Annotated in this window: 10 protein-coding genes; 8 read left to right on the top strand and 2 right to left on the bottom strand. The window is 60.5% G+C overall.

Annotation, left to right across the window (positions count from 1 at the left end; all coding sequences use genetic code 11):
• Positions 1-36: 36 nt before the first annotated feature.
• From F0M18_RS03170 to F0M18_RS03160, 3 genes are all read left to right on the top strand, one after another.
• Entirely contained in the window at positions 37-216 is a 180-nt protein-coding gene (locus tag F0M18_RS03170) for a rubredoxin (protein ID WP_149609916.1), read from the top strand.
• A 75-nt stretch (positions 217-291) separates the two neighbouring features.
• The gene (locus F0M18_RS03165; protein WP_149609915.1) at positions 292-2,073 is read left to right on the top strand and encodes an aminopeptidase P family protein; all 1,782 of its coding nucleotides are present in this window, start codon (positions 292-294) and stop codon (positions 2,071-2,073) included.
• 38 nt (positions 2,074-2,111) lie between these two features.
• Complete coding sequence (locus F0M18_RS03160; RefSeq protein ID WP_149609914.1) at positions 2,112-3,461, top strand: sodium-dependent transporter; 1,350 nt, start codon at positions 2,112-2,114, stop codon at positions 3,459-3,461.
• A 5-nt stretch (positions 3,462-3,466) separates the two neighbouring features.
• On the opposite strand, the gene cls is transcribed toward F0M18_RS03160, so the two are convergent.
• A complete protein-coding gene (cls, locus tag F0M18_RS03155) occupies positions 3,467-4,906 on the bottom strand; it encodes a cardiolipin synthase (RefSeq protein WP_149609913.1) in 1,440 nt (479 codons plus the stop codon).
• A gap of 3 nt (positions 4,907-4,909) precedes the next feature.
• The gene (locus F0M18_RS03150; RefSeq protein ID WP_188109567.1) at positions 4,910-5,809 is read right to left on the bottom strand and encodes a tyrosine-protein phosphatase; all 900 of its coding nucleotides are present in this window, start codon (positions 5,807-5,809) and stop codon (positions 4,910-4,912) included.
• A 124-nt stretch (positions 5,810-5,933) separates the two neighbouring features.
• Here F0M18_RS03150 and F0M18_RS03145 point away from each other — a divergent pair, with 124 nt between their 5' ends.
• From F0M18_RS03145 to F0M18_RS03125, 5 genes are all read left to right on the top strand, one after another.
• Positions 5,934-8,495 (top strand): sigma 54-interacting transcriptional regulator, encoded by a 2,562-nt coding sequence (locus F0M18_RS03145; RefSeq protein ID WP_188109566.1) that lies wholly within the window; start codon positions 5,934-5,936, stop codon positions 8,493-8,495.
• Positions 8,496-8,562: 67 nt separating this feature from the next.
• Positions 8,563-9,138 carry a hypothetical protein gene (locus tag F0M18_RS03140; RefSeq protein ID WP_149609910.1) on the top strand — a complete coding sequence of 192 codons (576 nt, stop codon included), beginning with the start codon at positions 8,563-8,565 and terminating at the stop codon, positions 9,136-9,138.
• A gap of 226 nt (positions 9,139-9,364) precedes the next feature.
• Entirely contained in the window at positions 9,365-9,775 is a 411-nt protein-coding gene (locus F0M18_RS03135; RefSeq protein WP_076000463.1) for a response regulator, read from the top strand.
• Between the two features lie 4 nt (positions 9,776-9,779).
• On the top strand, positions 9,780-10,346 hold the full coding sequence (locus F0M18_RS03130; protein WP_149609909.1) for a chemotaxis protein CheW: 567 nt from the start codon (positions 9,780-9,782) through the stop codon (positions 10,344-10,346).
• On the top strand, positions 10,339-12,438 hold the full coding sequence (locus F0M18_RS03125; protein WP_188109565.1) for a methyl-accepting chemotaxis protein: 2,100 nt from the start codon (positions 10,339-10,341) through the stop codon (positions 12,436-12,438). The genes F0M18_RS03130 and F0M18_RS03125 overlap by 8 nt, the downstream gene beginning before the upstream one ends.

Below are 12,438 nucleotides of genomic sequence, written 5' to 3'. Positions count from 1 at the left end.
CGGTAAACCGGTTTTTTTTACATGGAGAGGCATTGAATGAGTGACGGCGATTTTAAGAAGTATGAATGTGTCATCTGTGGCTTTATCTATGACGAAGCCGAGGGACTGCCTGAAGATGGCATCGCTCCCGGGACACGCTGGGAGGATATCCCGGAGGATTGGGAATGCCCGGACTGCGGTATTTCCAAAGCCGACTTCGATCTCTACGAGGAGTGAACACCACTCGACACGCTGCCGGAACCGGCAATTTCGGGTAGAATCTGGCGCTTCTTCGCTTTTGGATACGCCCATATGAACACTATTGCCGAGCGTCTTGCGGCTGTGCGTGCGCTGATGGCCGACGCAGGCTATGCCGCCCTCATCGTGCCGCGTGCCGATGAATACCTGGGGGAGTATATCCCTGCCCACAACGAACGCTTGCGCTGGATCTCGGGTTTCACCGGCTCCGCCGGTGCCGTTGTCGTGCTGCCGGATCGCGCCGCCATCTTCGTCGATGGTCGCTACACCGTGCAGGTGCGTAACGAGGTCTCTGCGGAACTGTTCGAATACCACCACCTGATTCAGGAACCCTACGCCCGCTGGCTGACACAGCAGTTGCAGGATGGTGACAGGGTGGTCTGTGATCCGCGCATGCACAGCCTCAGTTGGTTCAGGGAGACCGGAAGCACGCTGGAATCCGCAGGACTGTCGCTGGTGCCCGACACCGACAACCTGGTAGACAGGTGCTGGCATGACCGTCCCGAACCCCTGGTGCAGCCAGCCCTGCTGCTTGGTGAAGCCTTCAGTGGCAGCAATTCCGCGGCGAAGCGCGCGCAAATTGCTGCGAGTATCAGCGAGCAGGGTGCTGACGCGGCCCTGGTTTTTGCACCGGATTCCGTGAGTTGGCTGCTGGATGTGCGCGGCACCGATATTCCCTGTCTGCCGATCCTGCAGAGCTTTGCCCTGCTGGAATGCAATGGCGATGTGACCGTGTTTGTTGATCCCGGTCGTATCCCCCCGGGATTTGACCGGCACGTCGGTGAGGGTGTTCGCTTGCTGCCGGAAAGCGCGGCTGAGGACACGCTCAGGAGTTATTCAGGCAAACGCGTGCTGGCGGATGCAGAAGCTGCGAACGCCTGGACGCAACTGACCCTGCAGGCCGGTGGCGCCACCCTGGTGGCGGGTACGGACCCCGTGTTGCTGCCCAAGGCGTGCAAGAATGCGACCGAGGTCGAGGGTGCGCGTCAGGCGCATCGCCGCGACGCGGCGGCGGAAATTCGCTTCCTCGCCTGGCTGGACGCAGAGGTCGACGCAGGTCGGCTGCACGATGAAGCGGCGTTGTCGGATCAATTGGCGCGCTTCCGCGAAGGCGGCGAACACTACCAGGGCCCCTCTTTTGACACCATCTCCGCTGCCGGCGGCAACGCGGCGATGTGTCACTACAACCACCGCAATGTGCCGCAGCCCGGCCAACTGACGCTGGGCTCGGTGTACCTGGTCGACAGCGGTGGCCAGTATCTCGACGGCACCACCGATATTACCCGCACCGTGGCGATCGGCGACCCGGGAGAGGAAGTCAGGCGCATGTTTACCCTGGTGCTGAAAGGGCACATCGCACTGGATCAGGCCCGTTTTCCCGAGGGCACCACGGGAACGCAACTGGATGCGCTCGCGAGGCAGTTCCTGTGGCAGCAGGGCTACGACTACGACCATGGCACGGGTCACGGTGTCGGCGCTTTTCTCAGCGTGCACGAAGGTCCGCAACGTATCGCCAAGGCTGGTAACGCCTGGGCCTTGCAGCCGGGAATGATCGTGAGCAATGAGCCGGGCTATTACAAAGATGACTGTTACGGTATTCGTTGTGAAAACCTGGTGGTAGTGCGGGAGTCTGCGGTTGAGGGCGACGTGCCGGTGTATGAGTTCGAAGCGCTGACGCTGGTGCCTTTCGACCGGCGCTTGCTGGATACCTCGCTGCTCACTGATGCGGAGACCGCGTGGCTCAACGGCTATCACCAGCGGGTGCTGGAGGAAATCGGGCCGTTGCTCCCCGAGGCGGACCGCCACTGGCTGGAACAGGCCACCCGTCCCCTGTAGACTCCGCCCCATAACAATCACAACAGGAGAGAATCGCCATGGCTGCACCGGGCGCTGAGCACTGGTCCTCCCGCTTTGCATTTTTGATGGCCTCGGTCGGCTTCGCCGTTGGTCTGGGTAATATCTGGCGTTTTCCCTACGTGGCCGGGGAAAACGGCGGTGCGGCCTTTGTCATCATCTACCTGGCCTGCGCGTTTTTCATCGGTGTGCCGATCCTCATGGCAGAGTTGATGATCGGACGCCGGGGGCAGGGCAGCCCGCCTAACGCCATGGCCGCGGTCGCGCGTGAAAACCAGCGCTCCGAGGGCTGGAAGATCGTCGGCGGCATGGGCCTGCTTGCCGCGTACACTATCGAGGTCGTTTATGCCGGGGTGGTAGGCTGGGTGCTCTGGTACCTCTACAAAGCCATTACAACCGGGTTTGTCGGTGTTGACGCGCAGGCGGCCGAGGTCGCGTTTGGCGGCGTGTTGCAGGATAACCTTGGCATGTTGTTCTGGACGCTGGTGGGCCTGGCCATTACCGGGTTGATCATTTACTCCGGCGTCAAGGACGGCATCGAGCGCGCAGTGCGGGTGATGATGCCGGCGATGTTCCTGCTGTTGATTGGCCTGGCGACCTACAACGTTTTTGCCGGTGGCTTCAGTGAGGCGATCGCCTGGCTGTTTACGCCGGACTTCAGCAAGATAGGCCCGACCACAGTGCTCGCCGCGATCGGCCAGGCTTTCTTTTCCATCGGTGTGGCGATGGGCGGGATGATGACCTACGGCTCTTACCTGCCCCGCAGCATCTCCATTTCACAATCGGTATTGATCATCGTTGTCGCTGACACCGCAGTGGCACTGCTGGCCGGGTTGGTGATTTTTCCGGCCGTATTCAACTACGGCCTGGACCCGGCGGCCGGCGCCGGCCTGATTTTCCAGACGCTGCCCGTGGCCTTCGCGCAGATGCCCGGTGGTTGGGTGTTCAGTGTGCTCTTCTTTGTCATGCTCTCCGTTGCCGGGATTACTTCAATGGTAGGCCTGGTGGAGTCGGTGAACGCCTGGGTGGAGGAACGTTTTGGCATCGCCCGTCACAAGAGCGCACTGCTCGTAGTCGGTTCTGTCGGCGTGCTCAGTATTATCAGCCTGATGTCTTACAACGTTATCGGCGATCTCGGTATGGGTGGGCGCAATTTCAACGACATCATGGATTACTTCTCCAACCAGATACTGTTGCCGCTCGGTGGTTTGTTTATCGCGGTATTTGCCGGCTGGATGATGAGCCGTGAATCATCGCGTGACGAACTGCCTACGCTGGGCGCGGCAGGCCACAGTCTCTGGTATTTCCTTATCCGGTTTGTGGTGCCACCGGCGCTGTTGGTTATCTTTGTGGTCGGGGTGACCGGGTAGAGGAATCAGAGCACCGGTGCAAACAGGCGTGCGATGGCCATTCCCAATGGAAACCAGACCGGTTTGCTGTCGAATTCTTCCAGCCCTACCTGGCGGCTGCGTTGGAGATCCTGCTCCAGCATGGTTTCTACCTGAGCCGCGAATGTCGGGTCATTCACCAGCAGCGTGATTTCAAAATTGAGACGGAAGGACCGGTTGTCGAAATTGGCGGTGCCCACGCCGGCGAGCTGGTCATCCATCAATAACACTTTCTGGTGCATGAACCCCCCCTGGTAACGGTAAACCTTGCCGCCACACGCCAGTAGCTCCCGGGTAAAGGCCCAGTTGGCCAGTGCCACCACCGGGCCATCCGGTTCATCGGGAATCATGATCCGCACGTCCACGCCGCGCAGGGCAGCCAGTTGCAGTGCCGACATGATGCCGCGGTCCGGCACGAAATAGGGGCTGGCAATCCAGATACGCTCGGTCGCGGCGACAATGCTCTGGTGAAACATCAGTCCGGCTTCCTCGTACTCGCTGGCGGGGTCCGAGGGGAACACCAGAACGGTGCTGTCCCCCGGAGCGCCGCGACTGAAGTTCCAGTCCACCTGCATGTGGCTGCGTGTCGCCCACAGCCAGTCTGTGGCGAAGGCGAGCTCCGCCCCGAGTACCGCTGGCCCTTCCACGCGCGCGTGGGTGTCGCGCCAGTGCCCGATGCGCTTGTTCATACCGAGGTATTCATCCCCCACGTTGTGGCCGCCGATCCAGGCCTGCTTGCCGTCCACGACGACAACCTTGCGGTGGTTTCTGAAATTCAGCTGGAAACGATTGCGCCGTCCCTGCCGGGTATTAAACGGTGCAACCTCGACGCCGGCAGTGCGCAGCTGTTTCAACAACCGCGATTTTTCGAACTGGCGACTGCCGATCTCGTCGTAAAGCAGGTATACCTTGATGCCGTCGCGCGCCTTGTCGGCCAGGACGCGGCCCAGTCGCCTGCCAAGCTGGTCGTCGCGGATGATATAGAACTGAAACAGTATGTAGCGCTGCGCTGCCCGCATTCCGCGAGCAATGTCATCGAAGGTAGCCTCGCCATCTATCAGCAACTGCAGGCGATTGCCCCTCGTGGCGGGCATACGCGCGAGGTTGAACAAGCTGGCATACATGGGACTGTCCGCATTGACTGGTACCAGGTGTTCCTCGATATTGTCGCTGGTGCGCTGGATCAGGCGCAGTGATTCACGCTCTATCTCGTTGCGCTTTTCCAGATAACCGTCGAAGCGGTTGCGCCCGAAAATCAGGTACATCGGCAGTGCGACCAGCGGGAAGGTCAGCAGTGATATAGTCCATGCAATCGCACCCTGGGGAGTCCGGGCCTTCAGTATGGCCTCGAGCGCGCTGATCACTGCAGCGGCATACATGACCAGCAGGCCGATACCCACCGCTTGTGCGATCAGTTCGAGATTCATGGCTTATTCCAGTAAGTGCGCTCTCAGGGTGGCCACGTCCGCTGTGCTCAATTGCAGGCCCGCAGAGACGTAGCTGTCAAAGTCACCCCAGCGTGCGTCGATTTCATCGAAAGCGGCCTGCAGCCAGGCCTCTTCGACGCCCAGCAGCGTGGAAACCTTTTCGGCGACTGCATCGCCCTTGAACAACTTCAGCAGCATCAGTTCACGCCGGTGTGATTGCAGGCTGTAGTCCCTGCTTAAAACGTAGTCCTGCAGCACCAACTCCTGTGGTACGCCAAGGACACGCAGCAGAATGGCCGCCGCGAAGCCGGCGCGATCCTTGCCGGCTGTGCAATGCCATAAGACGGGTTCCCCTCGCGCCTGCACCACGATCTGCATGAACTCGGTAAACTGGGGGGTGAATTCATCAGCAAACTGCCGGTTAGCTGCCAGCATAAACCCCTCGGCGTCGAAAGCTTCGATGGTTCCATCTTCTATGCGCGCGGTGATTTCGTCCGCAAGGCCCTCGGCGCCGCCGTCCAGTACCGGTATCTCCACGACCTTGAAGCCTGTCGGCTGCGGCAGCCTGTCAGGTTCCTCTGTGCGTTCCGCCTGCGAGCGCAGGTCAACCAGCGCATGCAGGTCCATGTCCGCAAGTACCTGCAGGTCGGCGCGACTGGCCTCGCTGAGATTGGCGGAGCGATAGAGACTGCCCCATTTCACCTGTTTGCCATCGGCCGTGCGATAGCCGCCGAGATCGCGAAAGTTATGGATACCCTCGAATGCCAGCAGGCGATTTGCCGCCCGCTGTTCCGGCGGCAACTGCGCGGGTATGTGCACCGGCGCTGAGGGGATAAACTGGATCAGAGCCATTGCCGTGACGACCAGCACAAACAGCGTCCAGTAAACTGCCTTTTTGTTCAAAATTACCTCCAATTGCAGCAGGTCATGCTTTAGCCTTGAGGACACGAGCATAGCACCGCCGGCGTTGCGACGCATGGCGGCTAACCGTGTAACACCATTGCGATACTTAACCTATACTGGCGCAGTGAATACTCTGGAACAACACTACCGCAGCATTGGCAGCTGCCTCCTGGTTATCTCCCGCGATAGCGGCACGGTATTGTGCAGCTATGGCGAGCTGCCCTTTGTCACGCCGGAGGGTCTGGAGGGGCGCGACTGGCGTGATGCGCTGGCAGTGGCCGGGGACAGTACCGCGGTAGTAGACCGCGCGCTTGCCGCCGGGGTGGCGGCTTTTCTGCCGCCACTCGTGGTTGGGGCCGGTGCCGACGGGGATTACCTGATGGGTGGCATGATGGTGCCGCAACAGTGGGGCGGTGTTCCTGCCGGGCTCCTGTTTCTGCGACCGCTATCGTTGCCATGGGGTTTGTCGGTGGATGAGCATATTGGCTATGACGACGTGGTCGCGGTGCTCGGTGTCGACCGTCTGGAGTTCAGCCCTACCTGGGGCATGCCGGAGATGGAAGGCCTGATGATGGAGTTGCGCTGTGGCCTGGAACAGTTGCTCCGGGAGGGCGACTGGCTGGGGCTGCCGGAAGGCGCGACACTGACGGTAATCCTGCGCGGGCTTGAGCCCGAGGCCGCGCTGGACGTGTGCAGGGCACTGCTGTCACACCTGCACCAGGGGCTTGCCGGACTGGAGGGCGGCGCGCAATGCGCCCGGGCCTGTATCGGGTTGTCACAGCGCCTGCGTGAGCAGCCCGCCCTCACTGCCCTGGTTGGCGCCAACACCGCGTTGCTGCAGGCCCAGGCGGGAGGTGATGAACGCATACGTTTTTCCAGCCCCTGGGATCCCCTGGGCCAGGCTGCGCGCGCACTGACTGCAACCGGCGTATTTCGCGATGCCGAAGTCGATGCGGGCGCGCGCCGCTACCTTACCGAACTGCTCACCCTGCAGGACAGTATCCGCCGGCTGGAAGAGTACAGCGAGCGTGCGCTGGAGTTGACCCTGTCCCAGGGCGGCCTGGCGCTGGCGGCCTTACTGCGCGTGGGCAGTGGCGATAGCCTCGATTTACTGTGTGCGGTTGCGGTCGACGACGGCGGCACCAGTGTGCTGGCGGAGAGACGTTTGCCAAAAGACCTCAAGGCAGCCCTGCGGGCACTGCAGACGTCCGCACTGGACGGGCGTGAACGGCCCCTGGGCGAAAATTGCGTGGCCTTGCCACTGCGCAGCAGGGGCCGGTTACAGGGCTGCCTGGTTTTGCAGGACAGCCAGAACACAGGCCCCGGGTTTCGGCCCGGGACCAGTGCCCTGCAGCAATTGGGCGAAAAAATCGCCGCCACCCGGCACAGCGGTGGCCCGCTGGCCGAGCCAGGCCCGGTGATGCCCGTGGCGCGCGAAATGGAGAAAGGCATTGAAGGCTACGTGCTGGATAACATGGAAGGAGCGATCGACCAGGCCGTGTTCCTGTCGCGGGTTGATCTGCCGGTTGCGGTAGTGGGGGAGCGCGGCACCGGGAAGATGTACGTGGCGCAGGTGATCCATTCGGAGGCCGGTGGTGCGCCCGATGACATGGTGCGCCTCGATTGCCGCAGTTTCCGCAATCGGCGCGAGGCGTGGTCGCGAATCAGCAAGGAGCTGCATCGCGGTAGCGGACGCACGCTGGTGTTTAAATCACCGCAGCTCCTGCACCCTGAAATCCAGGCCAGGCTCGCCCGGCAGTTGGCTTCACGCACCGCCACGGAAGAGGGTGAAAGCCGCTACCTGGCGCCGAATCGTTATGTGGCGTTGTTGCCGGAGAGCCCGCAGCGACTGGCCGCTAAGGGCGATCTGGATGCGCGTTTGGCGAGCGTATTCGCCGGATATCCGATTCCGGTGCCTCCCCTGCGGGAGCGGCCACGCGCAGTATTGCGCTGGGCGCACAAAATTCTCGAGCAGGAAAGCGCGCAGTCGGACCGGCGCGTGCTGGGCTTCACGCCGGACGCGGAGCAGGCGCTGCTCAAGCACAAGTGGCCCGGCAATATCAGCGAGATGCGCACCGTGATCCAGGAGGCGCTGGCACGCACGGATAAAGACTGGGTGACACCGGTGGATCTCGGCCTGTTCGTCGGTATTTCCGCTGACGGGCAGGCGCTGGCGCGCACCGACCGTTCCTTCCTGGAAGCGCGCAGTGAGACCACCGAGGTCGAAACTGAATACCTGCCATCAGCCGAGGAAGCGCTGCGACTGGCGCTCGGCCAGGCTCTGGCGGCAATGCTGGAAACCGAGGCATTGCGACCAATCGGTAGCTGGCTGGATGATGAAATTATTGAAGCCGCGCTCGAGCGCAGTGGCGGCGATGCGCGCGGGGCGGCGGAATTCCTGCAGACGCGCACACGCAACATCGGTCGCTGGCTGCCCAAGATCAGGGAGCGCGATGCAGAGCGCGAAACCAGCCTGCTGTGGCAGTCGGCTCGCGAACTGGTCAGCCAATGGGTTATGGAACTGGCGCCTGGCGAAAGCCCGCCGCAGCAGATCGCCGAATCCATGCTGATGACACTGATCGCGCAGCAGTGTTCGGGCCTGACCATGGCAGAAAAGGCCAGGGTTATGGGGGTGTCTACACCGACATTCCAGAAACGCCTCAAGCAACAGTTGCAGGAAAGCTAGCGCGTGTCCACACTATGCGCGAATGCTGCCCTTCGCGTGCAGCCGGGACCCGGGAGTCACAGTGACCATGGCTGAAGACAGGAACAGCAAGAATCTCGAGGATTGCGCGCAGGAATATGCTGCGCTGGCGGAAGACAAACTGCCGCCCAGCCTCGGTTTCTCGGCGCGCCTCAACATGCTCTGGGACCTGGCCGGCGTGGCACCCTCGCAATTTGAGGGGCGCGTTCTGGGAGTGTTGGCGATCAACAGCGGTTGGCGCGAGGCCGATATTCGCAAATGGCTGCAGAAAGATGTGCTGCCGCCACGGGAGGACCTGCGCAATATGGTGCGCTTCCTGGTTGCGCAGCTGGATGAAGGCCAGGACGTGGAGCGCTGGGAGGCGTTCCTGATTTATGGGTCGCCTGTCGTGTCTTCGCCGGTCAACCACGCCATGTATCGCAAGGACCAGGCCAGGCGTGAAATTGCCTCGCTGATCTTTGCCCAGGTAACAGAAGAGTACGGTATCCCCCCTTCGAGCTACGATGCAGACAAGGCCTTCCAGCGCTGCCTAGGCCTGATGCACAAATTCAATATCTACGAGGCCCAGGACTTCCAGCCGGGCCATCTGGAACCCTTCAGGAACTACATGTTCCCCAGCGATTGAGCGGCTTTTTGCCGCTTTTCCTGGCCCCCGCCAACCGGCGAAAACACCTGAATTATTCACAAGTTGCGCGTTCCGGGCGCCTTTTTGTGGCGTACGTCACGAAAAGCCGGCGCTTTCTGGAGAAAACTCCAGTTTTTGGTTGCTGAGGCTACCCAGTCATCGAAATACTGTGCTGGCAATAACCCATGTGACCTGACTCACAATACTGACTCGAAGTGAGGGCAAAATGAACGAACAACTCGAAGAGATGGACATCAGCGGCGTAAAGATAGCCATCGTTGACGACGCCAAGACCATCAGGATGATGATGTCGCACACGCTCAAAGGCATGGGCTGCGAAGTCGAATGTGCCGAGGATGGCTACAAGGCGCTGGGCATGCTCCGCCGCTTCAAGCCCGACCTGATATTCCTGGATATCACCATGCCGGAACTCGACGGCTACCAGACCTGCACCCTGATCCGTAATGCTGAAGATACGCGTGATACCCCGGTGGTGATGCTTTCGTCTTCGGACGGCATCTTTGATATCGCCAAAGGGCAGGCCCGCGGTGCCACTGCCCACGTGACCAAGATTCCGCCCGAGAGCGTCCTGCGCCAGTTGATTTTCAATCACACCAAGCAGCGTCGGGCTGCCTGATTCGATGGCTAACCTCGCCCTACAGGCTCTTGACCAGCTCGAGCTTCGCTATCGCAACGAGGCGGTGGAAGCGCCGGTGAAACTGCTCGACAGCATGCAGTGGTTTGGCACCTGCCTGAGCATCGCCGGCGTGCCGCTGCTGATCGGCGAGGGCGAGCTCGAAGAGATTATTGAAACACCCAACGTTATGGCGATTCCGGGCACCAAGCCCTGGGTACTGGGTGTCGGCTCGCACATGGGCGGCCTGATTCCGATTATCAGTGGCGACGTCTTTTTTCGACAGCGCCCCTACTCCGGGCGAGCCCGGGATTACTGCATGGTGCTGCGCCGCCCCGGATTCTACTTTGGTATCACCCTGAGTGGGCTCGAGCGCGACATGAAGTTCCCGGTTGAGCAACGCGACATGGCTATCCCGGTGGATCCCGATTTTGCCGAGTACACGCTCGGCGGATTTGCCGACCAGGATCGATTCCTGGCGGTACTTGATATTGACAAACTGATTGCGGACGAAGACCTGTCAAACGCCGCAGCTAATGACCCTTATTCACGCGAGGAACAAAGCAATGATTAAGAGCGACAGATTAAGCGCCGGTAAAATGCGCACCCTGTTGATGGGGGTCGGCATAGTGGCCTGCCTGTGTGGGGTAGCCTACAGCTTCTTCGTCATCCAGAAGGAGTCGGGTAAAGAAGGGCAATATACCGCGGCGGCCGATGAGCTGGCCACGTTGGCCCGGCAGGTTGCAATCAGCGCACAGGATACGCGGTCCGGTCAGGAGCAGGCATTTGCACGGCTGTCTGAGCGAGTGGCCCAGTTTGAAACGCAATTGGCCGTGTTTGATGCGCCTGAGCTGAACGACGAAATCAGCATGGTGGATCTCAGCTGGCAGCCCATCAAGCGGGCTTCCCAGACGCTGGTGGATGCTTCCCCCAGGGTCGTGTTTGTCCAGGGTGTGGCCACAGAGCTGGAGAAAAATGTCAAACCCATGCAGCGGGAACTGACCTCGGTGGTGACGGTATTGCAGCGACAGAATGTGTCCACCGAGACACTGATAGCCGCGCAAAAAGCGCCCTGGTTGCTTGAACGCATGCTCAGGAACGTGGATCGTACGCTTGAAGGTGGCAGCAACAGCCAGGTGGCAGCCGACGAGTTCAGCTCCGATGCGGCAGATTTCTTCCGCATCATCGAGGGCCTGACCCGGGGCGACGAACTGATTGGTATCAACAAGGTGACCAACACCTCTGCCATCGAGGCACTGAGCAACGCATTCCGTATGTTCTCTGGCGTATCCACTTCGGTCGACCGCATTACCGGCGCGTCTACTGAGCTGCGCCAGGCAGCACTGGCACGGCAAGCCATTGCCGAAAACAGTATCGCACTCAACGATGCAATTGCGGCACTGCAGCCGGCAGTGTCCAACCTGGCAGTTGGCCGGCTCTACGGCGCCGGTAACCTGCTGGTACTGTTCGTAGCGCCGGGGCTGCTGGCACTTGGTCTGCTGATCGTACTGTTGGTTGGCCAGCGTCGTCGCGAAGTTTATACCGCGCGTGGCGTCGCTGAAGTGAATACCGTACTCGAGCAGGTCTCCAAGGGTGACCTCACGGTGACTGCGACAGAACAAAACTCGGTCACCAGTGGTATTGCCCAGGGCCTGAACAAGGCTGTGCAAAACCAGTGCGCGCTGATCCGCGACATCCGCATGCCTTTCGAGGCCGCCGTGGATGCGATTGACAGTATTGGCGCCAGCGCGCAGGCACAGGTCGAGAAGGGGCGTGAGCTGACCCGTTCAGTTGTGGAGTCCACGGAAACTGCCACTGAGATGGTGCGCACCAGTGAAGAGATCAAGCAGTCGACAGCGGAAGCATCCGAGACTTCGGAGCGCAACTGTAAGACCGTTGCACGCGGCTATGAACTCACGCAGGACATGTCCAAGGCCTCAGCGGACGTGCGGGAGTCAGTGCAGGAGACGTCCAAGTCTGCCAAGCGCCAGGGTGAACTGATTCAGTCCGTTACCGCCGCCGCGGAATATATCCAGGCCCTGAACACCAAGATATCGGTTGTTGCGATCAATACCCGTATCGAGGCGGAGAAGGCAGGCGAATATGGCCGTCCTTTCCTGGGCATTGCCGAGTCTATTGCAGACCTGCTGCGCGAAGCCGAGGAAGAGGGTCGCAAGATTATTTCCGAGGTGCGCATGCTGCAGAACATGTCTGCCGATAACCTCGCGAGTATGGAAAACACGGTGGGTACGGTTGTCACCATTCTCGAGTATATCGACCGTCTCGATACCTCCCTTGAGGAAATCAACGCCGGCTCGGACGCCATCAGCGAGATTATCCGCAACGTGGATGATGCCGCCGGACAGTCTGCGGTGAACGCGCTGCATATGAGCAGTTCCATGGCAGAGATCCGTGAGCGTAACCTGGAAATCAGCGAGCTCAACGAAACAGCGCAAAAAGGCGTCAATTCGCTGCAGCGTTCAATGCGTGAAGCGGCACAGAATCTTGGCCAGTTCCGCATCGATGGTAACAGTGCGTACCAGGCAGCGGTCGAGTCTGAAGGGGATGTGAACGAACTGGAGAGCATACGCGCTGCGACCCAGGTCTATCGCGAAGAAGAAATGAGTGCGCTTGAAAGCGCCGAGAAAGCACGAGCTTCTCTATAA

The organism is Pseudohalioglobus sediminis (genome assembly GCF_008370495.1).
In the GTDB taxonomy this organism is placed as follows: Bacteria; Pseudomonadota; Gammaproteobacteria; order Pseudomonadales; family Halieaceae; genus Halioglobus.
The sequence above is the reverse complement of the archived record's forward strand: the minus strand, read 5'-3'. Positions and strand labels throughout refer to the sequence as shown.

What these genes read in the sequence shown, in the direction of transcription:
- F0M18_RS03170 (WP_149609916.1), top strand. Translation starts at nt 37, where the DNA reads ATGAGTGACGGCGATTTTAAGAAGTATGAATGTGTCATCTGTGGCTTT.
- F0M18_RS03165 (WP_149609915.1), top strand. Translation starts at nt 292, where the DNA reads ATGAACACTATTGCCGAGCGTCTTGCGGCTGTGCGTGCGCTGATGGCC.
- F0M18_RS03160 (WP_149609914.1), top strand. Translation starts at nt 2,112, where the DNA reads ATGGCTGCACCGGGCGCTGAGCACTGGTCCTCCCGCTTTGCATTTTTG.
- cls (WP_149609913.1), bottom strand. Translation starts at nt 4,906, where the DNA reads ATGAATCTCGAACTGATCGCACAAGCGGTGGGTATCGGCCTGCTGGTC.
- F0M18_RS03140 (WP_149609910.1), top strand. Translation starts at nt 8,563, where the DNA reads ATGGCTGAAGACAGGAACAGCAAGAATCTCGAGGATTGCGCGCAGGAA.
- F0M18_RS03135 (WP_076000463.1), top strand. Translation starts at nt 9,365, where the DNA reads ATGAACGAACAACTCGAAGAGATGGACATCAGCGGCGTAAAGATAGCC.
- F0M18_RS03130 (WP_149609909.1), top strand. Translation starts at nt 9,780, where the DNA reads ATGGCTAACCTCGCCCTACAGGCTCTTGACCAGCTCGAGCTTCGCTAT.
- F0M18_RS03125 (WP_188109565.1), top strand. Translation starts at nt 10,339, where the DNA reads ATGATTAAGAGCGACAGATTAAGCGCCGGTAAAATGCGCACCCTGTTG.